The organism is Sphingomonas pollutisoli, from assembly GCF_029167165.1.
GTDB classification, from domain to species: Bacteria; Pseudomonadota; Alphaproteobacteria; order Sphingomonadales; family Sphingomonadaceae; genus Sphingomonas; species Sphingomonas pollutisoli.
Window position 1 is genome coordinate 41,681 of record NZ_JARFNJ010000016.1, and the last position, 25,086, is coordinate 66,766.

Annotated in this window: 14 protein-coding genes; 7 read left to right on the forward strand and 7 right to left on the reverse strand. The window is 61.3% G+C overall.

The genetic code is table 11. The features are described 5' to 3' along the window. The first annotated feature begins 24 nt into the window (after positions 1-24). The 6 genes from PX554_RS23290 (at position 25) to PX554_RS23315 (ending at position 19,238) form a co-directional block, all read left to right on the forward strand. Positions 25-3,324, forward strand: a complete 3,300-nt coding sequence (locus PX554_RS23290) for a TM0106 family RecB-like putative nuclease (RefSeq protein ID WP_275504697.1) — start codon at positions 25-27, stop codon at positions 3,322-3,324. A 3-nt stretch (positions 3,325-3,327) separates the two neighbouring features. Then, complete coding sequence (locus tag PX554_RS23295; protein ID WP_021316583.1) at positions 3,328-4,437, forward strand: metallophosphoesterase family protein; 1,110 nt, start codon at positions 3,328-3,330, stop codon at positions 4,435-4,437. After that, complete coding sequence (locus tag PX554_RS23300) at positions 4,434-7,064, forward strand: AAA family ATPase (protein ID WP_275504698.1); 2,631 nt, start codon at positions 4,434-4,436, stop codon at positions 7,062-7,064. The genes PX554_RS23295 and PX554_RS23300 overlap by 4 nt, the downstream gene beginning before the upstream one ends. Positions 7,065-7,262: 198 nt before the next feature. Next, positions 7,263-10,505: a site-specific DNA-methyltransferase gene (locus tag PX554_RS23305; RefSeq protein ID WP_031294254.1), complete on the forward strand. Its 3,243-nt coding sequence runs from the start codon at positions 7,263-7,265 to the stop codon at positions 10,503-10,505. A gap of 5 nt (positions 10,506-10,510) precedes the next feature. Next, a complete protein-coding gene (locus tag PX554_RS23310) occupies positions 10,511-13,297 on the forward strand; it encodes a BPTD_3080 family restriction endonuclease (protein ID WP_140043496.1) in 2,787 nt (928 codons plus the stop codon). Positions 13,298-13,424: 127 nt separating this feature from the next. Further along, a complete protein-coding gene (locus tag PX554_RS23315; RefSeq protein ID WP_275504699.1) occupies positions 13,425-19,238 on the forward strand; it encodes a DUF3320 domain-containing protein in 5,814 nt (1,937 codons plus the stop codon). A 139-nt stretch (positions 19,239-19,377) separates the two neighbouring features. On the opposite strand, the gene PX554_RS23320 is transcribed toward PX554_RS23315, so the two are convergent. Then, entirely contained in the window at positions 19,378-19,647 is a 270-nt protein-coding gene (locus tag PX554_RS23320) for a hypothetical protein (RefSeq protein WP_233431813.1), read from the reverse strand. A gap of 122 nt (positions 19,648-19,769) precedes the next feature. Here PX554_RS23320 and PX554_RS23325 point away from each other — a divergent pair, with 122 nt between their 5' ends. Further along, on the forward strand, positions 19,770-20,447 hold the full coding sequence (locus tag PX554_RS23325; RefSeq protein WP_007684587.1) for a hypothetical protein: 678 nt from the start codon (positions 19,770-19,772) through the stop codon (positions 20,445-20,447). On the opposite strand, the gene PX554_RS23330 is transcribed toward PX554_RS23325, so the two are convergent. The 6 genes from PX554_RS23330 to PX554_RS23355 all read right to left on the reverse strand — a co-directional run bounded on the left by PX554_RS23330 (position 20,427) and on the right by PX554_RS23355 (position 24,971). Beyond that, positions 20,427-21,053 carry a DUF6088 family protein gene (locus PX554_RS23330; RefSeq protein ID WP_196221885.1) on the reverse strand — a complete coding sequence of 209 codons (627 nt, stop codon included), beginning with the start codon at positions 21,051-21,053 and terminating at the stop codon, positions 20,427-20,429. The genes PX554_RS23325 and PX554_RS23330 overlap by 21 nt on opposite strands. Positions 21,054-21,198: 145 nt before the next feature. Continuing rightward, positions 21,199-22,305, reverse strand: a complete 1,107-nt coding sequence (locus PX554_RS23335; protein WP_140043499.1) for a relaxase/mobilization nuclease domain-containing protein — start codon at positions 22,303-22,305, stop codon at positions 21,199-21,201. Beyond that, positions 22,298-22,834: a plasmid mobilization protein gene (locus PX554_RS23340; RefSeq protein ID WP_140043500.1), complete on the reverse strand. Its 537-nt coding sequence runs from the start codon at positions 22,832-22,834 to the stop codon at positions 22,298-22,300. The genes PX554_RS23335 and PX554_RS23340 overlap by 8 nt, the downstream gene beginning before the upstream one ends. Positions 22,835-23,093: 259 nt before the next feature. After that, the gene (locus tag PX554_RS23345; protein ID WP_140043501.1) at positions 23,094-24,017 is read right to left on the reverse strand and encodes a ParB/RepB/Spo0J family partition protein; all 924 of its coding nucleotides are present in this window, start codon (positions 24,015-24,017) and stop codon (positions 23,094-23,096) included. Next, the gene (locus PX554_RS23350; RefSeq protein ID WP_140043502.1) at positions 24,017-24,781 is read right to left on the reverse strand and encodes a ParA family protein; all 765 of its coding nucleotides are present in this window, start codon (positions 24,779-24,781) and stop codon (positions 24,017-24,019) included. Before PX554_RS23350 ends, PX554_RS23345 begins: the two co-directional genes overlap by 1 nt. A 13-nt stretch (positions 24,782-24,794) precedes the next feature. After that, positions 24,795-24,971, reverse strand: a complete 177-nt coding sequence (locus PX554_RS23355) for a hypothetical protein (RefSeq protein ID WP_017182162.1) — start codon at positions 24,969-24,971, stop codon at positions 24,795-24,797. Between the last annotated feature and the right edge of the window lie 115 nt (positions 24,972-25,086).

Consider the following 25,086-nt stretch of genomic DNA (forward strand, 5'->3'; position numbering starts at 1 on the left):
GCGTTGGGCAATCAAGGGGGCCAAGTGAGGACGATCGGGAACACCATCCTGTTTTCAGCGACCGACCTGATGCGGTTCGTCGGCTGCGCGCATGCGACAGCGCTCGACCTTGCCTATATGCGCGGCGAGCCGCTCACTCCCCGGGAAGATTCCGAGGATGCCGCGCTGCTTCAGAAACAAGGCGATGCCCATGAGGCCGCCCATTTGGAGAAGCTGAAAGACGCGGGCAACGGGGTAGTCGAGATTGCGCGTGGCGATCTTGCGCAGAACGCGGACGAGACGCGAGCGGCCCTGGCGCAAGGCTCGCAGATCATCTTTCAAGGGGCTTTTCTCGCCGAGCGTTGGGGTGGGTGGTCCGATTTTCTCGAGCGAGTCGAGCGACCATCATTGCTGGGGCCGTTCAGCTACGAAGTGACCGACACCAAGCTCAAGCGCAAAGCCCATCCCAAGCATGTGCTGCAGCTCGTGCTCTATTCCGACCTTTTGGCGGAGATCCAGGGCGTGCTGCCGGAGCACGCGCATGTGCAGCTCGGCAATGGGACGCGCGCGACGCTGAGGTTGGCCGACTATGCCCATTATGCGCGCGGTGCGCGGGCTAAGCTCGAGGCCTTTGTTGCTTCCCCTGAGCCAACGCGGCCGATCCCCTGCGCGGATTGTTCGCTGTGCCGATGGGCCGACCATTGCGACGCTGTCCTCACCAGCCAGGACAGTCTGTTCCAGGTCGCCAATATTACCCGCGGCCAAGTGAAGAAGTTGGAGGCGTCCGGTATCGAAAACATGGCCGCGCTGGCTCGGCATGACGGCCCGGTGCGCGGCGTTGCGAGTGCGACGGCGGAGAAGCTTGTCGGCCAGGCCAGACTGCAGCACGCGCGCAAAAGCGGCGAACCCGCCTTCGAGTTGCGTCCGGCGCAGCCAGGCAAAGGCTTTGACCTGCTCCCTCGGCCGCAGGCGGGCGATCTCTTCTATGATATCGAGGGCGACCCCCATTATGAGGGAGGCCTTGAATATCTGCACGGCGTGTGGGCCGATGATAGTTTCCATGCCTTCTGGGCTCATGACCATGCTGCCGAAGCGCAAGCGCTCGAACGGCTGCTTGCGTTTTTTCGTGATCGCCTCACGGCTTATCCGGAGGCCCGCATCTATCATTATGCGCCCTATGAGATCACCGCGCTGCGGCGTCTCACCACACGCTATGGTATCGGCGAGGCCTTTCTCGACCGGCTCATGCGCGAACGGCGCTTTGTTGACCTCTATGCGGTCGTGCGCGGCGCGCTCATTGCTTCCGAACCGAGCTACTCCATTAAGGCGCTGGAGGCCTTTTATGGCTTGAAGCGCGAGGGCGAGGTCAAGACGGCGGGCGGGTCGGTCGTTGCTTATGAAAATTGGCGCGAGACGGGCGATCAACAAATCCTCGACGAAATCGAGGACTATAATCGGGTTGACTGCCAGTCGACCGAGCTTCTGCGCGATTGGCTAGTGGGCATCCGGCCCGATGGTCCCTGGCCCGTGCTTGCACAAGACGCGGCCGAGCAGGAGGTGGTCGAGGACGAGGAAACGACGGCGCTGCGCGATCGCTTGGCCGCATCCTCTCTGACTCCAGAGCGTCAGGAATTGCTGTTCAATCTGGGGCTGTTCCACAAGCGTGAAGCCAAGCCTGCTCAGTGGACGGTTTTCGACAGCGCGGCGCGCGATGAGGAAGAGCTTGTCGATGATCTCGACGCCTTGGCGGGACTCGAGGCGATATCCGGGATCGAACCCATCAAGCGCTCGGTGATGCGCACCTATCGCTTTCCGTCTCAGGAAACCAAATTGCGCGAAGGCGGCAAGGCCACTGTGCCCGGGATTGACGGACCGCCGTCAACCGTTGCGATTGAGGCGCTGGATCGCGATGCGTGCACGATCACCTTGAAGGTCGGCGTGGCAAGGGCTGAACTCCTCACCGATCGGCTGACCCTGCATCCGGATTGGCCGCTCGATACCAAGGTGTTGGCCGCAGCGGTGCGCGACGTCATCGAGGATCAATGCGGGCCGCGGCGCTTGTCTGCCGTCGATGATCTGCTGTCGGGCACCGCCCCGCGCCTGAACGGCATCGACGGCGATATCCTCTCCGGCGGGGAACCGGTGGCGGGCACCATTGCCGCGGCGCACGCCATGGACCAGACGTTGCTCCCGATCCAGGGACCGCCGGGAACGGGCAAGACGCACGTCACGGCCCGGGTGATCCTGGCGCTGGTTAAAGCGGGACATCGGGTCGCCGTCGCCTCGAACAGCCATGAAGCGATCCGCAATGTCCTGCTCGGCTGCCTGCGTGCTAGCGAGGAAGAAGGTGGCACCTTTCCCGTGTCGTTTGCCCACAAGGTTTCCGGAGGCGATGATGGCTATGCCAGCGATTGTCCCGTTCACCGCGCCACGGCCAATGATGACCTGATCCTCGCCCGCGCCAATGTGGTCGGCGGCACGGCCTTCTTCTTCGCGCGCGATGAGAATGTGCAGGGCTTCGATTGGTTGTTTGTCGATGAGGCGGGGCAAGTGGGCCTCGCCAACATGGTCGCCATGGGTCGTGCCGCGCGCAATATCGTGCTGGTCGGCGATCCGCGTCAGCTGCCTCAGGTCATCCAGGGCGCGCATCCTGCGCCGGCCAACCTGTCATGCCTGGAATGGATGCTGGGCGAGCATGCCACCGTCCCGCCCGATCGGGGCATATTCCTCGCCGAGACCCGGCGGATGCATCCCGCGGTTTGTGACTTCATTTCAGACCAGGTCTATGAGGGGCGGCTAGCCAGCCATAGCGATACCGAGCGCCAGAGCGTTACCGGAACGGCCTGGCCCACGGCCGGCGCATATTGGGTTTCGGTTGCTCATGACGGTAATGCCCAGATCGCCGCTGAGGAAGTTGCGGCGATCAGCGCGGCAATCGAGAATCTCCTGCAAGGGAGCTGGACCGACAAGAACGGCGCCACGCGCCCTATCGGCCCCGGCGACATCATCGTCGTCGCCCCCTATAATGCACAGGTCAACGCGCTGCGGGCAGGGCTGCCGAGCAGCATCCGCGTCGGCACGGTCGACAAGTTCCAGGGCCAGGAAGCCCCTATATGCCTGGTCTCCATGACGGCTTCCTCGGCCGACGAGACCGCCCGCGGCATGGAGTTTCTCTTCTCGCTCAACCGCATCAATGTCGCGGTTTCACGCGCCAAAGCGCTTGCGCTCGTTTTTGGCAGCGACCGCCTGCGCGAGGCCAACTGCAGCAGCATCGAGCAGATGCGGCTCGTCAACACGCTCTGTGCCCTTCCACCGTTTTCTGCGCCTCTCAGTACGGGATCTTGATCCATGCGTTTCCTCCACACCGCTGACTGGCAGCTCGGCAAACCCTTCGGCCGGTTCGAGCCCGAGGTGCGCGCGGCGCTTGGCGAAGCGCGCTTCGACGCCATCGACCGGATCGGCGAGGTCGCTGCCGCCAACCAGGTGGAACATGTGATTGTCGCAGGCGACATCTTCGATACCGAGGGTCCCGAAGATAGGGTCATCGTCCAGGCAGTCTCGCGTATGCAGCGCTATCCCTGCCGCTGGTGGCTGCTCCCGGGCAATCACGACTATGCCCGCAACGGCGGTTTGTGGGACCGTGTCCGTGGCAAAGCGTCGGACAATATCATCCTGCTCACCGAGCCCGTCGCGCAGGAGATGGAGGCCGGGGTTTGGTTGCTTCCTGCGCCGCTCCTTCATCGGCACCATCTCGATGATCCGACCGAACTTTTCGACAGCATGGAAACGCCAGGCGCGAAGCTGCGGATCGGCCTTGCACATGGTTCCATTCGCGATTTCACGGCGCGCGGCGAGACCAAGAACCAGATCGCGCCGGATCGCGCGAAGCGGTCCAATCTCGACTATCTGGCACTCGGCGATTGGCATGGCACACTCAAGGTCGATCCGCGCACCTGGTATGCCGGAACCCCCGAAACCGACGGTTTTCAACGCGATGAACCCGGCCATGCCCTGATGATCGAGCTTGCGCCGGGAGTGGAGCCAAAGGTGGAACCCGTGCGCACCGGCCGATTCCAATGGCTGCTCAGGGATTGGGCCTTGCAGGACACTGCCGCCTTCTCGGCGGAATGCGACGTGCTGCTCTCGGCTATCGATCCTGCGGCAACGCTGCTGCGCCTTTCGCTGGCGGGCATTACGGGCCTCGCCGACCGCGTCGAGATCCTTTCGCGGCTCGAAGATGACCTCCGGCATCGCCTTCGCTTCCTGGATGTCCGGGCGGCCGATCTTGTCGGCCGGCCGGGCGAGCAGGACTTGGCGGATCTCAAGGTCGAGGGATTGCTCGGCATAGCGGCTGAGAAACTCACCGAGACAATCGCAGCCGGCGGGACTGAAGCCATATTGGCGCGGCGCGCGATGGAGCGGCTCTTTGTCGAATATCATCGGGGGAGCCAAGCATGAGCCTCCAACTGCGGCGGATCAGCCTCAACAATTTCCGCAAGTTCCGCGAGCCTCTGACGATCGAAGGGCTGGGCGAGGGGCTCAACATCATCATCGAGCCCAACGAGAGTGGGAAATCCACGATCCTTGAGGCCCTGCGGGCGGCTTTCTTCGTCCGCCATGCCACGAAGAATCAACTCGCCCAAAGTTTTGCGCCTTATGGCGAGGCGGTCGCGCCAGAAATCGAAGTCAGTTTCGATATTGGCACCGACAGCTGGAAAATCGCCAAGCGCTTTCTCAAAGGCCCCCAAGTCGAAGTCACGGGGCCGCAGGGCCGGGCGCAGGGCGAGGACGCTGAAAATCGGCTGCAAGCGCTTCTAGGGTTCGTCAAGGATAGTAGCCAGCGTGGCGACCCGACCACCTATGGCGCGCTCGGTCTGCTTTGGGTTCCGCAGGCGCAGGCGCTCGAAGTGACGGCGCCCGGCAGCATCGTGCGCAGCAGCATCCAGGCGACGCTGGAGGCAGAGGTCGGGACGATCGTCGGCGGCGCTGCCTATGAGCGCGTCCGAAAGCGGATCGATGAGCAGTATGACATTTACTGGACGCCGACTGGCAAGGCGCAGTCGAAGGGACGCTGGCAAGCCGCGCGGGATCGTGACCAGCAGGCGCGGCAAACCGCTGCAGACGCGACCACGCGGCTCGATGCGCTCGAAAAGAGCTTCGGCGAGCTGGAAACCGCGCGCGGCCGACTGAAAGTTATCGAGCGGGAGCTGGCGGACGAGACCGAGCAAGAACAGCGCGCCGGTCTTGTTCAGTCTCTGGAGATCGCCAGGGCTGCTGCGCAGATCCTGGAGACTCGCAAAGCCGAGCATGAGAATTTCTCTGCAAACCTCGATCGTCTCGACGATCTGCAATCGCAGCATGAGGCGGCGAAGGAAGCGCTGACGGCCGCTGGCGAATCTTTGACCGCAATCACCGCCGATCGGGAGCAGCTTGCAGATCAGCTGGAAGCGGGACGCACGAAGGTGGTTGAGGCGAAGGCAGCGCTCGACAAGGCGCGAGATGATCGCGCCACAGCCCGTCAGGCGCTTGTGGAAGGGGATGCACGTCTCGCTAGGCGGCAGCGCCACGCGGCGATCACCGATGCACGCCAGCGGCACACCGAACTCCTCGATCTCGAAAAGCAACTGGCCAATGCCCGCAATCAGGCCGCACAGGTCATTCCAGCTGAGGCGTTCGCTCGCCTGGAGGCCAATGATCGTGCTGTCGCGGAAGCGCGGGCCGCCGTCAATGCCGGCGCTACCACTATCGAGCTTGCGGGCGACGCTACGGGCATCACCATAGGCGGCGAGCCCCTGACACCAAATAGCCCGCGCACCTTGACCGGTGAGACGCAGATTGCCCTGGGCGGGGGCGTCCTGGTCATCCGTCCGCCGGCAACGGCAGCCAGCGCAACAGCCCGCCTCGCCGAATTGCTCGAGCGACAGGAACTGGAACTGGCCGAATGGGATGTGGCCGACCTCGCTGCGGCGCGGACGCGAAACGATACCGCGCGCGATGCGCAGGGGACCGTCCAACTGCTCGAAACCAAGATCACCGGCCTAACGTCGGCGCAATCGCTGTTGAATCTTGCGGCAGGCCCCGATGCGCTCAAGCTGTTCGTGGCAGGTGTTCCAGCGGAATCACCGGCGGCCGATGAAGACGAGATCTCGACCGATCAGCTCACTCGACGCCTGGAAGAGGCGGAAACGGTCGTAGTGCGCGCTGAAACCCTGCACGACCAAGCCGTTCAGGACCTGCGAGAAATAGAGGACAGGGACCGCCCGCTTGCCGCCGCGCAGGCGGGCGCGGAGCGCGATCAGACCCATGCATCGGATCGCATCGCTCAGCTCGAAGGCAAGCCCGCTTTTGCCGGGCTTGCCGACGCCATCGCCAAAGCCCGGGAGGATGTTGCCCAGGCCGCTGTCAAGCTGGCCGAAGCGAAGCGCGACGCCACCGCACATGATGTGCAGGCAATCAACCGCAAAATCGAAATGATCGATAGCCGGGCAAGGGCTGGTCAAACCCGTCGGGGCGATCTCGAAAAGGATATCGCCCGCCTTGAGGCGATCATTGAGAGCGAGGGTGGCAAAGGTCTGGCGAGCCTGGCCGCAGCTGCAGCCGAAGAAGCCGATGCCGCAACCCAGGCACTGGCTCGGCTCGACGAAGAGGCAGCCACGGTCAAAATGCTCAAGGATGTGCTGGACGAGGCGCGCGCCGAGGCATCTCGAACCTTCGTTGGCCCAGTGGCCCAGCGCGCTCGCGTTCATGTCGAGCGCCTGTTTCCCGGCGCCGACCTCAGCTTCGATGAAGAACTCGGTCTAGCCTCGGTCACGCGCTCCGGCTTGAATGAAGCCTGCGGTACGCTCTCAAAGGGGACGCAGGAGCAGCTGGCGGTCCTCACCCGCCTCGCCTTTGCCGACATGCTGCTGGAGCAGGGCATGCCGGTTTCGCTGATCCTCGACGACCCACTGGTCTATTCCGACGACGGCCGGCTCGATCTGATGACCGAGATCCTGGAGGAAGCCTCCCAGCGTATGCAGGTGATCCTGCTCACCTGCCGCGATCGAGCATTTCGGCATCTTGATGCAACGCGCGTCCAGATCTGATGTGACAAAAAGGCGAGATTGCACTTTATGGGATTGCCGAAGGCGCTATCTATCCATTTGGTTCTATTCGATTTGGTTGGGATATTGGGGGGAAGCATGACGGATCCATCGACAACAGCGCTATGCTTTGAATAATCCAGCGAGGAAAATGAGCGAATTTCGATCTGCACGTGCAGTTCACTGACTTGGAAAAATCAAATGACCGCCTCTCTTCGCGAACTTCTATTGTCCATTGTCCCAGACGATGGGTCCGCAGTCGGCAATTTGGCTTTGGCTGCAGCAATGCGCGAGTCAGTACCTGACCTAAGTGATGAAACCTATCAGCGCATTCGAGACGGGCTGATCGCGGAAGGCATGCTGGGCAAAGGTCGCGGCCGTGGCGGGTCAGTTTTTCTGGTGGGGCTCGACGACGAGGACGAGATTGACGATCGAGATGGGGACGGCTTCTCGCTGACCGCGCAGGAGCCTGCCACCCCTTCAGCCCCCAAGCCGGCGAGCAGCACGAAGAAGGTGGCGCGCAAGGCGGGGCCAGCGCAGGTCCTGAGCTATCGCCATACCGAAACGCGGGTGAACAATCCCGAGGTTGGCATGGTCCACCCGGACAACGATCCGGATCAGCCCAAGACAGTCTGGAAATACGATCCCCACCTTGATCCGGAACTGATGTTCGACAGCCAGCGCGGGGCGGTGGAGAAGCTGATCGACGATGCGCTGGCGTCAGGCGATGCCGATGCGATGCGCGATGCGCTGGTGGAACTGAAGCGGCTTCAGGAGCCTTACCTCAATTGGGCGGGCAAGGCCGAGGGTACGAGCTTCGCCGTCGATACCGTGTCGCTGCATGTGCATGAACGGGTGGACCCGGCGACGATACTTGCCAATGCGCGCAAACGGCTGAAGGGCGAGAAGGCGGGCGAGGCATGGCGACAGGCAGACCTGTTCGCCGCCGCGTTCGAGAACCTGCCGTTGCGGCAAGCGCTCGATTTCTACCACCACGAAAAGGGGTGGTCGAACCGGCTGATCGCCGGTGACAGCCTGCTGGTCATGAACTCGCTGCTGCACAAGGAGTCGATGGCTGGCAAGGTGCAGATGGTTTACATCGATCCGCCCTACGGCATCAAATACGGGTCGAACTTCCAGCCGTTCACCAACAAGCGCGACGTGAAGGACGGAGCCGACGCGGACCTCACGCAAGAGCCGGAGATGATCAAGGCTTTCCGGGATACGTGGGAACTGGGTATCCACTCGTACCTGACCTATCTGCGAGATCGACTGCTGCTGGCCAAAGAATTGCTGCATGAAAGCGGCAGCGTCTTCGTGCAGATTGGCGACGAGAACCTTCATCATGTTCGCGAAGTATTGGACGACGTATTGGGGCGGAGCAACTTCGTATCTGTGATAACATTCGTAAAAACGTCGAGTTCTACGAATGACAATCTGTCGAATGTCGCCGATTACATCGTCTGGTATGGCAAGGATGTGGCGGGAGGCAATCTTAAGTTTCGTCCAATCTATGTCGAAAAGGAGGCGGGCGAGACCGGAGGCACTAACTACAACCGGATCAATCATCCCACGAAGGGGGGGATGAGCATTTCCGCCAAGATCGACGGAAAGCCCGCAGTCGATGATCCTCAGTCTAGGATTTACAGCCTCGACAATCTTACCAGCCAAGGAGCCGGAAGAGAGAAAGGCGAAGGTGCCGCATCATGGTTTCCGGTCAGCCTCCAGGGCGAGGAATACCGACCTTCCATGCAGGTCCGATGGAAGACGAACGAGGAAGGCATGGAGCGCCTGCGAAAGGCGCGACGCATTGAGGGAACGGGTACCCGCGTTGGGTACGTTCGCTACCTTGATGATTTTCCAGTTTTTCCAATTTCCAATAACTGGACGGACGTCGGTGCCAGTTTCATGGCCGACAAGCTCTACGTCGTGCAAACCGTTCAAAAAGTAGTGGAACGATGCCTTTTGATGACGACCGACCCGGGCGACTTGGTGCTCGACCCAACATGCGGTTCGGGGACCACTGCCCTTGTCGCTGAGAAGTGGGGGCGCCGTTGGATCACATGCGATACCAGTCGTGTCGCGGTTACGCTGGCAAAGCAGCGGTTCATGACCGCAAGTTTTGATTACTACGCATTACGTTACCCGCACGAAGGTATCCGGGGCGGCTTTGCGTACAAGTCGATCCCGCACATCATGCTCAAATCTATTGTCACGAACCCGGACGTGGATACGACCTATGATACAAAGCAACCGGTGATTGAAGCCGCGCTCCGTGCCTTGAACGCAGCATTGCAAGACAGTTCTTCTGTTCCATTCAAACCCGAGCAGGGCTATCGTAAAGGGAAGCTCATCAGCTTCTCCGAGGGCCAAAAACTGGAAGAATGGGAGGTGCCGTTCGAATGGCCTGCCAGTTGGCCGGAAAGCGCGGCGCAGCCATTTGCGGATTTTCATGCTGCACGTTTGGCGATGCAGGCGGCGATGGACCAGTGCGTCAAGGACCATGCCGAACAAGAAACGTTGTATGACAAGCCTGAGATTGACAAATCTCGCCTGCGCATAACCGGCCCATTTTCGGTCGAAGCGGTGCCCGCTCCCACGGTGCTTTCGCTGGATGAATCAGGGACGCCGACCGAAGCGGATGCAACTGTTGCACGCTCCGGCGAAACCTCTCGCCAGACACAATGGCGCGATGAACTGATCCGCACCGGTATCCGCGCCAAGGGTGGGGCCATGCTGAAGTTCACCGACCTTGAGGCCATCCCCGGCGTCAAGCATCTCCATGCGTCCGGCACGCTGGATAGCGGGGAGCGTGTTGTCGTCAGCTTCGGCCCGGAACACGCTGCGCTTGAACAGAAACAGGTAGAGCGCGCCATCGAGGACGCGCAGACCTTGGTGCCCAAGCCCAAGTTCGTAGTCTTCTGCGCCTTCACCTTCGACCCGGAGGCGGCGAAGGATATCGACGAACTCAACTGGCCCGGCGTCACCCTGCTCAAAGCCCAGATGAATACCGATCTATTGACCGAGGATCTGAAGAAGGCGCGGTCGTCCAACCAGTCCTTCTGGCTGATGGGCCAGCCTGAGGTGGAACTGAAGCAGGTGGGCGATAACTGGCAGATCGAGGTCCATGGCTTCGACTATTTCGATCCCCGCGAAGGCACGCTGGTTTCGGGTGGCAAGTCCAAGATCGCCATGTGGTCGCTGGACACGGACTATGACGGGCGCAGCCTGATGCCGCACCAGGTCTTCTTCCCGATGGCCGGCGCGAAAGATGGTTGGAACCGCTTGAAAAAGACAATCCGCGCCGAACTGGACGAGGACTTGCTGGAGCAATTCCACGGCACCGTTTCCCTGCCGTTCGAAGCTGGGGACCATCGCCGGGTCGCGGTCAAGATCGTCGATGACAGGGGCATCGAGTCGATCAAGATCATGAACCTGGAGTGACGGCGGTGACCAAGCCCAAGTCGCTCATCATCAATACGCCATTCGTGTGCCCGCAGCAGCATTGGGCACCAAAGCAGGATGGCACGCTGGAAATCATTCCGGAGCGCCGCCCCGCCAGCTACGAGGTGTTCGACGCCCGGAACAACACCCGGCGAACCGAGAAGCTGGAACTGGTCGAGACGATCCGTGGCCGCGTCGATCAATGGCGCGAGGCTGGCTACCCCGGCGTGACCATCGTCACCCGCCGCTTGCTCGAACACTGGCATGACAACACGGCGCGGGAATACCCGTTCTACTTCTGTCAGCTAGAGGCCATCGAAACGCTGATTTGGTGGCTCGAAGGCGCGGAGGAATACAAGCAGGGCATCTACGTCCCCGGCGATGGTGGGGCATGGCAGCGCCTGTGCAACAAGATGGCGACGGGCGCGGGCAAGACCACGGTGATGGCCATGATCATCACGTGGCAGGTGCTGAACGCGCTAACCTACCCGAAGCGGAACAAGGATTTCAGCCGGGCCATCTTCATCGTCGCCCCGGGCCTAACGGTGAAGGGGCGACTCCAAGTGCTGATCCCCAGCGCCGGCAGCTACTACGACGAGTTCAATCTGTGCCCGTCCGAAGCGCTGCGCCAAAAGCTGAATCAGGCCGAAGTCCTGATCGAAAACTGGCACACGCTAATGCCAGCCACCGAACCCAAACGCTCGGTCGTCAAGAAGGGCGCAGAGACCGACGAGGCATTTACCCGCCGCGTCCTGGGCAAACTCGCTGCCTTCAAGGATATCGTCGTCATCAATGACGAGGCACACCACGCCTATCGCAAGCCAGCTGAGGTGAAGATCAGCAAGAAGCAGGCGGAAGAGGCCGGGATCGATCTTGACGAGGCCACTCGCTGGATCGAGGGGCTGGACCGCCTGCACAAGACCCGCCGCATTCAGCGGTGCTTCGACCTGTCCGCCACGCCCTTCGCGCCGACCGGCAAGGCCAGCACCGACACCGCGCTATTCGATTGGATCGTTTCCGACTTTGGCCTTAACGATGCGATTGAAGCGGGGCTGGTGAAAACGCCGCGTGTCGTGGTGCGGGACGATGCTATGCCCGATGCCAAGACGTTGCGCTCCAAGCTCTACCACATCTATCGCGATCCGGCGGTCGCAGAGGATCTGAACCGTAAGGCCGAACCTCATGAGGCGCTGCCGAAGCTGGTCAAGGACGCCTATACGATCCTTGGTGCCGACTGGCGCGCGACAGCCAAGCAGTGGGCGGACAGCAAGCACCATTCCCCGCCCGTCATGCTCACTGTGTGCAACCGGACCGAAACGGCTGCGCGCATCGAGCAATTCTTCAATCAGGGCGATTGCCACTGGCCGGAGCTTCAGGCCCCTGGCAAGACCTTGCGGGTGGACTCCCGCGTCATGGAGAAGGCCGAGGTCGGGGAAACTGCCGGGGCCGACAAGGGCTACGAGGCCCGGCTAGAGCAAGTGATCGACGAAGCTGCCATCCCGGAGACACGGAAGGAGCAGCTTCGGGGAATGAAGAAAGAAGAATTGCTGCGGGAGATCGTTGATAATGTCGGCAAGCGCGGCGGTGCTGGCCAAAATCTCCAGAAGGTCATTTCGGTAGCCATGCTGTCCGAGGGGTGGGACGCGAAGAATGTCACCCACATCATGGGCCTGCGCGCCTTTACATCACAGCTGCTGTGCGAACAGGTCATCGGCCGCGGCCTACGGCGTGTCGGTTATGACAAGGACGATGACGGGCTGTTCCTTCCTGAATATGTGAACGTGTTCGGCGTGCCGCTTTCGATCTACGAGCCGGGAGAGGGCGGGGAAGCCCCGCCGCCGCCCAAGCCCAGCACTCAGATTGACGTGGTGCCCGACCGGGCTTCTTTGGAACTGCGTTGGCCGAACGTGCTTCGCATCGAGTCCGTCGTGAAACCGGAACTCACCGTCGATTGGGCCAAGGTCGAGCCGTTGATGCTCGATCCGGTTGCCACCGTCATTAGCGCCGAGATCGCTCCCGCGCTCGGCGGGGCAGCCGACATGAGCAAGGTAACGGCCATCGATTTGTCACTTCTGCCGGAGGAGTTCCGTGTTCAGCGGCTGACATTCGTGGCGGCGCGCAAGGCGTTTGCCGAGCTCAAGACTAACTTCCAGGGCAACGAGGAGTACCTCGTCTTCCAGCTTATTCGGCTGGTCGAAACCTTCCTACGCTCTGACAAGATCGATATCCCGTCGCTATTCCATAGCGATGCGGTTCGCCGCCGCATTTTGATCGCGCTCAATATCGACCTGATCGTGCGGCACGTGCTCCGGTTCGTGACCGAGCAGAACACCACGGCGTTGACGCCGGTATTCGATGAAGAGAACCCCATTGGCAGCACCGGCCAGATGCGCGCGTGGTACACGACCAAGCCAAACATGCCGACTGGCAAGTCACACATCAGCCATGTCGTAGGGGACTCCGCTTGGGAGCAGTATGCCGCAAACGTATTTGAAAGCCGCGACGACGTAATTGCCTATGCCAAGAACGATCACCTTGGTTTTCAGATACACTATCTCTGGCAGGGATCCCGCCGCCGATACATTCCCGATTTCATCGTCCGGCTGGCGAATGGAAAGACGCTCGCCTTGGAGATCAAGGGAACGGATAGCGAGCAGAATAAGGCCAAACGAGAGGCCTTGGATGAGTGGGTTCAAGCGGTAAATTCGAGCGGTGGGTTTGGCGAGTGGTCTTGGGATGTCGCCTTCAATCTTAACCAAATACACGACATTGTGGCACGTTACGGCAAATGAACACGATTGGAAATCGATAACGGTATCTTGTTGGGGGGCTTTCAATTATCACAAACCTACACTCGATGCGGGTAATTGATATCCACGCCTGCTTTTTCCGGTTCAATCCGGAAGGGCCTGCGACGCCATGAGCGGATTTGATATCATAGCTGCCATGCAGGCTTTGGGGCTGCCTGCCGCCATGGCAATTGAAGACAATCTTCGCGCCATCGAAGACCTTGTCGATTTCCATTACGATGATCACGAGCGTCTGGGCCTCATAAGAGGCGAACTGCACAGCTTCCGTCACCCCTTGGCGCGCTCAATTGTCGAGCGCATCGACTCCCATATGCAGAATTTTCAGGACTTCTCGTCAGAAGAGCAAGATGATTTGCAAGTTGGAAATGAAGTGATGGCCACCCGCGCAGCGAAAGGACCGGAGCTGACGGCCGCGCATGCTCGTTTGATAAGCCTGATCGACTATGTGGAGGCCACCGAGCGCGATCGACTGAAGGTCGAACTCGATTATCGCAGTCATCGCGGCTTTGTCGCGACGGAAGATGAGGTTGCCGGACTGCCTGGCGTGTCGCTCGATCAGGGGTCTGGGGATGATCCCGTCTGGTTGCGCGTTGAACGGCTCGCCAAGATCGCGCCGCCAGCGCCACCGAACCAGGAACTGGCGCTCTGGCTATCCCTGCGCGACGATGTAGCAGCGATACCGTCACTCAAGGTGGAAATCGCCACAGCCGGCCTTGTCGAGCTCGAATTGCTTGACGCGGAAGAAGCGCCGCAACACATCGCCTTGTCCGATTATGAGCGTCGAGACAGTGTTGAGGCGGCCTTCCATACCTGGCTAGAAGGGGCATGGAGAATATGGGCAGAACGCGAAAAGCCCCGCCGCGAAACCATCAAGCTGTACAACGCCCTTTATATGCTGCGCCAGCAGTTGGAAGGTGTCAGCGACGTTCCGCTCGAACTGGTATGCGGCATTGGCTTTGCAACGCTGTTCCGCAACGGCCAGCGTTTGCGTTACCCTCTGCTGTCGATGACCTTGGAGCTCTCACTCGATGAGCAAACCCATTGCATCGAAGCGCGTCCACGCCTTGAGGCAGATCCAGGCCTTGAGATTGATCCGCTCGACCGGATGGGCCTGCACGCGCTGGACCAATGGCGCACGGCCTCGGAAAGATTCCTGGCGGCACTGGACGAGGTAGCGCTCTCGCCCTTCGCACCCGAGAGCTTCGAGCCCGTGTTGCGCCAGGCCTCGGCCCTGTTCGATCCAGATGGCATATATGTGCCGGATGCTAATCCGGCCGGGGCGCGGCGGATACCCTCAGTCGAGACGCATTTACAGGTCAGCACCGCGTTCGCCTTCTTTCAGCGCGAACGGCGCGCGACGCAGCTGATGGAAGATCTCCGGCGCTTCCGGGCGGCCCTACTGGACGGCGCGGAGGCCCCCAATCTACCTGCCGCCGTTGCCGCCCTATTGGTCGAGCCGTCCGATACGATCGAAGAACCCGAATACCCGCAGTTCCGTGGTATATCGACCATTCCCGGCGTCACCTCATCAGACGGCTCGGGTAGGGATCTGTTCTTCCCCAAACCGTTCAATCGCGAGCAGGTCGAGGTGGTGCAACGGCTCGAAGTGCGTCCGGGCGTTGTGGTCCAGGGGCCGCCGGGCACCGGCAAGACGCACACGATCGCCAACATCATCAGCCATTACCTTGCGCTGGGCAAGCGGGTGCTTGTCACCTCACAAAAGGCACCCGCGTTGCGTGTCCTGCGCGACAAGCTGCCTGAGGCGGTGCGACCGCTTGCGGTGAGCCTACTCGACAGCGACCGCGACGGCCTGAAGCAGTTTCAGGAATCGGTCGACATCATTGCCGAGAAGCTCCAGCGGCTGCGCCGCCACGAGCTTGAACGACAGATATCTGACCTCGATCATCAGATCGACAACCTGCACCGCAGCCTCGCCCGAATTGATAATGAAGTCGATGCGATCGGACGAACGGCAGTGTCACCCGTCGTGCTGGACGGAGAAACGATCGAACCCGTGCGGGCTGCACGGATGGTAGTGGTCGAACCTGAACTGGCAAATTGGTTGCCGGATGATGTTGATGCCGATCCAGAAAACGCTCCCCGTTTCGACGATAGCGACATCGTGGCGCTCAGGCAGGCGCGACGGAAGGTTGGACAGGACATCGGCTATCTGGGCGTTCCCATCCCGGAATTGGCCAGCCTGCCTTCCATTGACGGCCTGCTGCCCGTTCACCGCGATCTCTCGCGGGCCGAAGAATTGCGCCGACAGATCGCCGCAGATACATTGCCGAACCTTCGAATATCGGAAGCGGAAGCCGAAGCTCAATTGGCCGGCCTGGCGCATGAGCTGGATGAGCTTGGCGTCCTGGATACGAAAGTGGCCTCAGCACCATATACGTGGACGGCGGACGCCATTCGCGACGCTAGGAGCGGCGAGGACCAAGAGATGTTGGCGGCGATTGCTCGTCTCCAGCCAGACATCGACCACCTTATCTTAGAAGGGAGCCACTTCCTAACCCGGCCCATCAATGTGCCAGATGACGCGCTCGACGATGAAAAGCTGCTTGAGGCCTTGCAGAGGCTTTGCGAAGGCAAGGCGGCATTAGGTTTTGTGGGTGGTCTCTTCGCCGGGAAGGTCAAGGCAAAGCTGGCGCAGGTTACGTTGCTTGGCGAGGCGCCGCGAAACGCGGACGAATGGCTCGAGATTCAACGGTTCATCGACGGTATCAAACGCTCGCGCAAGCTTCGCCAAGCCTGGAACCATCTCGTTTTGCTGGGCGTGGGCGACCAGATCGATCAGGATGGCATCGCGATTGCCAAGCGCATGCGCGCACAACAACAACACCTCGAGACCGTCGGCGCGCTTGTCTCCCAACAGCAGCTTGTCGATGGCCGGGCGCGGGAGATCATTGCCGGCTGGGCTCTGTCAGTATCAGAGGGTAGCCCGTCCGCCGGCAAGCTGTGTGAAGTGGTCGAGACGCACCGGTTGAAATACCGGCTCGAGAGCGCCGAAGCCATACGCTCCAGATTGATCGCTTCCCTAGCATCGGCTGGTGGCGACATTGCCCGCGAGTTGCAGGACTATGCAGTGCGCGCTTTGGGCAACCCGGATGTCTCTAACGAGGCCTTCCATTCGGAATGGCAAGACCTGACCCTCAGGCTTGCTCACATCGAAGGTCTTTCAGAGGCGTTCGAAACGATTCAGACCGTTTGCACAGCCATTTCGGCATCGGGCGGCTCTCGTTGGGCAGAGACGCTCCGTTCCGAACCGGTCGAAGGCATGGAGGATAGCCTCACCCCGGGTGATTGGGTCAAACGCTGGAAGCTCAGGCGACTTAGCACTTGGCTTGCACGCATTGATCGTCATGCCCGTTTGCAGGAACTTGGCACTGAGAGAGCCGAAAAGGAGGCCCTGCTTAAGGGCGCCTACGAACGTTCGATCGAATTGCGGACCTGGCTCGAGCTAAGCCGGAAGGCTACCGACGGCGTGAAGGCTGCTTTGGCGGCCTATGCGGATGCGGTTCGCAGGATCGGCAAAGGCACCGGCAAACGGGCAGGGCGATATCGTCGGGAGGCACGAGCTGCATCCGATCGCGCCAAGGGGGCTCTGCCTTGTTGGATCATGCCACACTACCGGGTGTCGGAGTCCTTGCCGGCCGATCTTGGTCTGTTTGACGTCGTCATCGTGGATGAAGCGTCACAATCAACCGTGGCAGCTCTTCCGGCATTGTTACGCGCACAGAAAATCCTCATCGTGGGCGATGACAAGCAGGTAAGCCCCGAGCTCGTTGGGCGCGATCAGGCCCGCGCTGATGAGCTCGCCAGCAGGCACCTCGCGGCCCAAGTGGCGGATTATCGTTCCTGCTTGCGGGAAGAGCAGTCCCTATACGACCTCGGCAAGGTCGTTTTCGCCGGCGGCGCCATAATGTTGACGGAGCATTTCCGCTGCGTCGCTCCGATCATCGAATTCTCAAAGGGCCAGTTCTACGGCCATCGGCTGACGCCGCTGCGGTTGCCGATGGCGTCCGAACGCCTGGATCCGCCTTTGATTGACGTTTTTGTGGAGGACGGCTTCCGCAAGGGAGACGTGAATGTTCCCGAGGCGGAATTCATCGTCTCCGAGATCGCGGCGATCGCGGAAGACGAAAGGATGTCGAAGCGAACGATCGGCGTCACCACATTGCTGGGTCAGAACCAGGCCGCGCACATTTATAAGGAGATCGAACAGCGCCTCGGAACTGAGGTGATGGAGCGCCACACAATTCGGGTTGGTGATCCGACCGCTTTCCAGGGTGATGAACGGGACGTCATGTTCGTCTCGTTGGTGGCGCAGCGGGAGGATAGCCCGCTTTCGGGCAATCGATATGAGCAGCGCTTCAACGTCGCCTTGTCACGGGCTCGAGATCGAACCTACCTTGTTCGCTCGGTTGAGCTGGATCAGCTGCGCACGAGCGATCAACTGCGTCGATCCCTCCTGGAACATTTTCGATGCCCCTACCCAGCCGAAACTTCCGACCTGAAGGATCGGCGCGATCGGTGCGAATCCGACTTCGAGCGAGAAATGTTCGACTTGCTTTGTGAACGCGGCTTCCGGGTCAACACTCAGGTCCGTGTCGGAAACTTCAGAATCGATCTCGTGGTCGAGGGTGACAACGACCAGCGCATTGCCATCGAATGCGACGGGGATCGCTACCACGGGCCCGACAAATGGCCGGATGACATGATGCGCCAGCGTATCCTTGAGCGTGCCGGTTGGACGATCTGGCGTTGTTTTGCCTCGCGTTTCGTTCGCAATCGGCAGGTCGTAGTTGATGAAGTTGCCGCATTTCTGGCCGCGCGAGGAATTGAACCGGTCAACGATGGCGAAGAATGGATAAGCCGTCATACGGAATTGCGTAGTTGGCGGCTTCCTTCGCCTGATGACACCGAGTCTACACCTGCGGCAGAGCAATCACCGGCTGATGGCGGTGCAACCGCTGATGCTTGGCCGGAGCCAGCTCAAAAAACGGATGTCCTCAGCGTCGCCGAAGCGCCCGATTCCAATGTGAACTTGACGCGTGTCACCGAGTCACAGGTTCAGAACGCCATTCTCAATCTGATGTCTGATAAACGCGTTTGGTCCAATGGTGAGTTAAAGAAGGCGCTGGTGGACGTCTTGGCTCTGTCCGACGCAGATCGGGCACCCGCCAACTTTCGCCCGGGCGAGGAAAAGTGGGAAGAACTGGTAAACAATGCCCTTTCCCCTTCTCGTGGAAATTCGCTTCATTCAAAGGGCTTGGTCAAGAGCGCAGGGCGCGGCCTGCATGTCCTGTCTGATGACGATATGGCAGGGCCCGTCGACAAAGCCGCCGTGGTCCGCCCCTCCAGCCCCGAGGATGGCGAGAAAAGTTATTCGCCTCCTGCAATCGAAATCGGCACCGAATACCAAATCGCCTCTCTGGTTGTTCCATTGGAAGAGGTCGAACAGATCTATCAGCCAGAGTATAAGCCAAGACTTGAAAGGCTGATCGACGCCACACTTCAGGCCGAGGCGCCAATGTATGAAGACATCCTGATTGAAAGGATCGCCCGCGCTCACAAAAAGGAGCGGGCAGGCCGGATTATTCAGGATATCGTTACACAGGCAATTTCCGATCGTCATTCATCGGTGCAAGAAGATGGCCGGAACGTGGTGTTCCACGAAACGATGGATACTGGCCAGTTGGTTGCGTATCGACCGGCCCGATCAGATTGGCGATCTCACCGAGACATTCCTCTCATTGAACTCGCGAGCCTAGCTTTGCCTCTTGTCCGAAGAGGCAAAGCGGAAGCCGATGTCCTTGCCCATTTTGCACGGACTTTCAGCTTGGCTCGATTGCGGGAGCCTACGAGGAAGCGGTTTGAAGCTGCTATCGCAATGGCAAAAGCGACGCGCGAGAATTGATCTCAGGCTGGTGAAAGCTGGCAGCCGTCGAACGTGGGCACCCCACTACTGAGGCTCAGACTCCGGCAATTTAACATAAGATGTATTATCAAACTTTTATAGTTTTATATCAATCGTTTATCATCTGAAAGAGCAAGGGTCATTCCGGTGAATTGATATCCGCCCAATAGGTGATCTCCTCGAAAAGGTGCATGCCTTCCGGATCTTCCCATCCCTTACGCCCGTCATCCCATCGGCCGATTACGGGGCGATCTCCTTCCCAGAGTAGCATGAGGCGACCGTCCTTTCGGTCGTCGGGCATCGCGCCAATCGGGTCCCACGGGATGTATTTCGCTGTGATCACGCAAAATCTCCTCGCATGCCGGCGGCGCGCGAGTTCATTCACGCTGCGCTGCTCCAGCAACGGCATTGAAGATCGAATCGACGATGTCTAGAAATAAAGTGCCCCGACGGTTTGCAAAGCAGGGACCGCCGGGGGATACCCAGTTCATATGGCGCAAGGGTGCCTAAAAATCAAGTGAAAAGGTTCCCGTGCCAACATTCGTTCATGCCTTGTCCGCTGACCGCTTCGACACTTATCTGAAGTGGGCCGGAGCCGATCAGACGCTCGCAGAGCGCCTGTACACCTATAATGTGCAGCTTTCCGCAGCCCTCTATGGCCCTCTACACATGCTAGAGGTCGTGCTGCGTAACATGGCGGACGCGCGGCTTGCGGCCCAACATGGCGCCGCCTGGATCGACGATCCTGCGATCCTTGTGACGAACTATCAGACGGGCGCAATCGCAAAAGCACGGCAAACGCTGCAGAAAGACGGGAAGGCAGCGACCCGTCCGCAGATCGTAGCGGAGTTGAACTTCGGCTTCTGGGCGTCACTCTTCGGCCCCAAGTCACACCACCTCTGGCAAAGCCTGCGACCCATCTTTCAGGCCAAAGGCGTACAGCGCGGTGTGATCGCGCGGGACTTGCGCGACCTGCGTATATTGCGCAACCGCGTCGCCCACTATGAACCCATCATCGCGCTTCCGCTCGCGCAGCGCTATGCGAGTATCACGACCTTGACGGGCTGGCTGTCTCCAAGCGCCGCGACATGGATCGCCAAGTATTCGACATGGCCGACACTTTATCCGGCCGTACCCATCCTTGTGCCCGACCCTGCATCTGGAGATTTGCTGGTGGCGCCAGCGGCGCTACCCTTTCTCCCTGCATGACCTATCTCTCCGCGACGCCTGGATCTTGAGGACAATGTCGCCCATCCAGCCCGGCATGGCCGAGCGGGCCGCGACCAGCGCGCGCGTACCGGCATCGTCGAGGCGCGCGGCGAAGCGCCCGATCGCATCCGCGTCGATATTGCCCTTCCCCAGATGCGCGAGTGCCTGGACGATCGCATTCACAGACTCCGGCGCGTCGAGCACCGGCGCGCGGCTGTGCTTCAAGGTGACGCTGCGGCCGCCAGCCTTGGCGGTGCGGGTGCGACCGCTGGTAGCGTAGCTCGCCCGGGCGGGCACCTGCGTCGAGAGACCAAGGCTATTGGCCGCCGCCGCTCCAGACGGCGCGAGCGCATCGCCGCTCTGCGCGGAGAGCGCTTGGGCCACCTGCCCGGGATCCGGGCTCAGGGCACCAAGCTTGTCATGCTGGCGGGGATAGTCGTAGAGACCGCGGCCGATCCGGCGGATGTCACCGGCATGCGCGAGACGCGACAGCGCCATGTCGACCGAGCCGCGCGTACCGAAGTCAACGAACTGCTTGGGCGTAAACACCCAGCCACGGCCCTTGCCGCGCACACGCTTCATAATCCGATCAGCCACCGCAGACATGTCCAAGCTCCTGTCTGTTAGATAATAGCATGGTTTTTTCTAACAAGCTATGACCACAGAAAGCGCCAGTTCCCTCGACTTTCCAAGACATTCTAGCACATGGTAGTGGGAGCATCCCTTCGCAAGATCAACCGCCCCATGCGAATCAACGCTCCCGCCCACGCTCCGGCGCTGGCCGCTCGGGACCAGCTCCACCCTCCAGCTCGCGCGCCGGCTGTGTCGCTTGCCGCCCCTGCATCATCTCGCGGGCCAGGGCCAGACGTCGGGAGACCGCCGGCGGCATAGCCGCCAGGAAACCCGCAATTTCGTCGGAAAGCGCCTGGTCGTCGGCCTCGCCGGTACGTGCAAGCGCCACCGCCGCCTCCGCATAAGCACCGCGTATCTGCTTCTGGCGAACCAGCGCCATCACGTCCTGCGGCCGCCGTTCCTCATCGCGCGCGTGCGCAAAGGCCCGGGCGCGCAGCACGTTGAGTTCATCCATATTGAGCCGGCGCCCCTCCTGACCGATCCGAGCATCGAGATGCAGCGCTGCAGAGCGCACACGCTTTTGAACGTGACCGCGTGCGCGTCTGGGCGTCGCCTCAGCCGCGATGCCGCGCGCCCGTAGCTCATGCGCGAATGTCTCTCTCATATGATGGAGGTCGGCCTTGCGCGGGTTGAACCGCCTACCGTCCGCACCTTCGGTGGCCACCGTCAGATGGATGTGCGGATGATCGGTATCGGTGTGGAGCGCCAGCATATAGGCGTGATTGTCCTCGAACAGGATGCGGGCGAACGCCTGGGCGGCATCCTGCAGCGTCTCGGGATCGGTCGAACCGCCGGGCATGGAAAGGACCAGCGACAGCGAGGTCGGCCGGTCGCGGCCATGCTCGTTCATCGCCTCGTCGAGCATGGCCCAGTCCTGCGCGATCTCCTTCAGCCGTTTGGGATCATCGATGATCTCGCCCTCGCTCGAGCGCACCGCAAGCTTCCCGTGCCGCGCAACATAGCCGAAATGCTCCGATAGATGATGCGCGCCATATTGCTTGCCCGAGACCTTGACCATGACCTCCGGGGCCTTGCGCACGATCCGCTCGAGCTTGGCCCGAGCCTCGGCCTGGCTCAGCGGCACGGACCGCCCCTGCCCTCCCCGGCCCGGTGCGCCTCGTCCGATGCGGACATAGGCCCCCCGCAGTGTCCGTTTACCGCCGGTGGGCGGCCGCCATGCCTCCATGAGGCTGGGCAGCGGCAGGATGCCCTCCTCCTCAAGCATCGAGGCTATCCCAATAGGCAAGATCGCCCTTGAGCGCGGTGCCGAGACCGGCAAGCGCCATCCGGATTTCCGTGCGAAAGCTTGCCACCCGCGCCGCCTCGCGCGCGACATCGAGCCCGGATTCGACCATCACCGATGCGTTGAGCGCCCGCGTCGCCTGATTGAGATTGATGCCGATCCGGTTGAGCTCGCGCCACGCCTGGGCCACTGCCGCCCGTTCTTCAAGCGGCAGCGGTGCCGCCGAATGCAGCCGGCAGCGCACCAGCCTCGTCACCCAGTCGGTTCGCTTCATACCCAAAGCATCGGCCTTGGCATCCAGCGCGGCAATTTCCGCATCGGTCAGCCGGATCTCAAACCGCCGTGTTGCTCGCTCCCGCCGACGGACTGGCCCCGACCTCTCGCCCTCCTCCGCGTCCACTGCATTCATGACGAGGCGCCGCAGCAAAACCGAGCGGCCGCCGGCGCTCTCCGCCACAGCATCGAAGCGCTGGGCGATGTCATCGTCGAGACGGAAGGTGAAGACGGGCATGCATCAAAGGCTATTGTCATACATCCCCGGCGTCACGCCTATCCGGCCCTCACCTTCACTCAACTCATCTGATAGTCTGCTTGAGCAGACTTCGACCATATTTGGGAAAATGCGCCTATCATTCACGCCTGATCCACGAAGGGCGGCGCCAACGGCGCCGCCCCAGCTCGGACCTACGCAAAAGGCCGCACCCCGAAAGGGGCGCGGCCGACATACACGCGAACAGGATATGCGAACGCGGAGGAAGAGGGTCAGAGCATCACAGCGTCGGGCGTCCCTCAGACGCGGTGCAAAGTCGTTCGGCCGCGATCTCTTGCCGGGAACCATCGCCGAAGATCACGACAACACGCGGGCCGAGGACAAGACGCGCGGGACGGCCATCGACTTCAACGGCAAGGCTGGCCTCTGGCGTTTGCTCCCCTGGTCGCGCGACTGGCTCAGTCCCTGCCCGCGGTTGGGGACGGGCGACGGTCACTGCCGCGGCCTGCATCGGCGCTGCCTCGATGCTGAGAACGTCCGCCTTACCCTTCAGCCCGGCAATGAAACGCGCGCCGTCCGCCAATGTCGCGCCGCTCTCATCCCAGGCGCCCACATAGGCCTCGACTTCCGCAGGATAATCCCTGGCTGTGCGATGCAGGTCATAGAGCAGCCGGATCGGCGCGCGCGGGAGCGCCTCCCTGAGATAGGCAGGCATGTCACCATAGGCTGCATAGAGCGAGACGAACTGCTTGGAGCGGCCCAGCGCAGCGGCGATTTCGACTTGGCTCATGCCGCCCTTGAGCATACGGGCAATCGCACGAGCGAGCTCGACCGAAGAAAGGTTCGCACGCTGATCGTTCTCAACGATCTGATCGGCGAGCAGATGGGTTCCCTCCCCCTCGGCCACGACGATCGCCGGGATCGTCACCCGGCCCGCGAGCTGGGAGGCACGAAAGCGTCGCTCGCCCAAACGGATGCGATGCAAGCCGGCGGCGTCGGCGGGCGCAACCGTGATCGGCTGCAAGACCCCGCGGGCCGCTATAGAGGCCGCAAGCTCGGCCAGGGCGTCATCGTCGAAACTGCGCCGGGGATTGCCGGGGTCGGGGATGACCCGATCCAGAGGGATTTCCTCGACCCGGCGCGCCGTTTCATGCGCGCCGACTAGCAGGCCAAACTCCTCGATGCGTTCGTCGAACTTACCCATCAGGTGGCGGCCGCTGGCGCTGAACCGAGCCGCCGTTCGATCTCGGCGAGGATCGGCCGAATTTCCCCGGCCGCCGCCTTGGCCCCGCCACCACCTTCCATCCAGACCGGCCGATGATTTTCCGCGGCATGCTTATAGGTCGGTCGCGCCTTGATGAAGGCAGGGAACATCAGCCGCTCGCCCACCGCGTGGGCGAGCTTGACGGCATTGTCTATTTCGCGCCGGTCGAACGGGTTGACCATCGATGGCAGCAATCCGAGGAAATCGATCTTGCGCCCTGCTCTCGCCGCCTCGGCCTTGCGCAGCGCGGTCAACAGCATCTTGGCGCACTCAACCGAATCTTCGGCGACCTGGACGGGCGCGATCACTGCGTCGGCGACCGCGAGAGCGCTCAAGGTAAGCTCGTCCCATTTGGGACCGGTATCGATCACGCAAAGATCGAAATGGGGCGCGAGCGCAGGAAAGCGGCCGAGAAAGTCGCGCACATCCTGTGCCGCCTTGATCATCTGCAAACGCTGGTCGGCAGCGAGCAAAGTGAGCCCGACCTGGCCATCGGCGGCAAGCGCCGCCGATGGATCGAAGAGATCGGCCGCGAAGCCACCCGGCCGCTCGCCGGCCAGACGGCGCGACGAACTACCTTGCGGGTCCAGGTCAACGAACACAACCCGGCGTCCCGCCGCTTCGGCCAGATACCAGGCGAGATGCGTGGCGAGGAAGGTCTTGCCTACCCCGCCCTTGAGAAGGCTCACAGCGATCGTCCTCATCGGGGCGGCCAGCTCAACAATAGTCTTCCGGACCGTCGCGCAGATTGCGCTCATAATGGTCACGCGATGACCAGTCGCCGCCACCGCCAATGCCGGGACCGACATAGCGGAACAGGTAGACGGTGAGCGCAAAACAGCCGAACGCAAAGAGGATCGCGTGATCGGGATGGGCGGCGAAATAGGCGGACATGGCGGTAACTCCTTAAATGGTCTGATCCCGCGTCGGCTCACAGCTTTGCATCGGCCGCACGGGGGCGATGCTCCGGTGCACCCCTCCCCTCCCCGAGCGCGCTTGGCGCTTGGAG

Excerpts from the sequence above, each read along its gene's own strand:
- PX554_RS23295 (WP_021316583.1), top strand. The coding sequence starts at position 3,328 with ATGCGTTTCCTCCACACCGCTGACTGGCAGCTCGGCAAACCCTTCGGC.
- PX554_RS23300 (WP_275504698.1), top strand. The coding sequence starts at position 4,434 with ATGAGCCTCCAACTGCGGCGGATCAGCCTCAACAATTTCCGCAAGTTC.
- PX554_RS23305 (WP_031294254.1), top strand. The coding sequence starts at position 7,263 with ATGACCGCCTCTCTTCGCGAACTTCTATTGTCCATTGTCCCAGACGAT.
- PX554_RS23315 (WP_275504699.1), top strand. The coding sequence starts at position 13,425 with ATGAGCGGATTTGATATCATAGCTGCCATGCAGGCTTTGGGGCTGCCT.
- PX554_RS23320 (WP_233431813.1), bottom strand. The coding sequence starts at position 19,647 with ATGCCGTTGCTGGAGCAGCGCAGCGTGAATGAACTCGCGCGCCGCCGG.
- PX554_RS23330 (WP_196221885.1), bottom strand. The coding sequence starts at position 21,053 with ATGTCTGCGGTGGCTGATCGGATTATGAAGCGTGTGCGCGGCAAGGGC.
- PX554_RS23335 (WP_140043499.1), bottom strand. The coding sequence starts at position 22,305 with ATGCTTGAGGAGGAGGGCATCCTGCCGCTGCCCAGCCTCATGGAGGCA.
- PX554_RS23340 (WP_140043500.1), bottom strand. The coding sequence starts at position 22,834 with ATGCCCGTCTTCACCTTCCGTCTCGACGATGACATCGCCCAGCGCTTC.
- PX554_RS23345 (WP_140043501.1), bottom strand. The coding sequence starts at position 24,017 with ATGGGTAAGTTCGACGAACGCATCGAGGAGTTTGGCCTGCTAGTCGGC.
- PX554_RS23350 (WP_140043502.1), bottom strand. The coding sequence starts at position 24,781 with ATGAGGACGATCGCTGTGAGCCTTCTCAAGGGCGGGGTAGGCAAGACC.
- PX554_RS23355 (WP_017182162.1), bottom strand. The coding sequence starts at position 24,971 with ATGTCCGCCTATTTCGCCGCCCATCCCGATCACGCGATCCTCTTTGCG.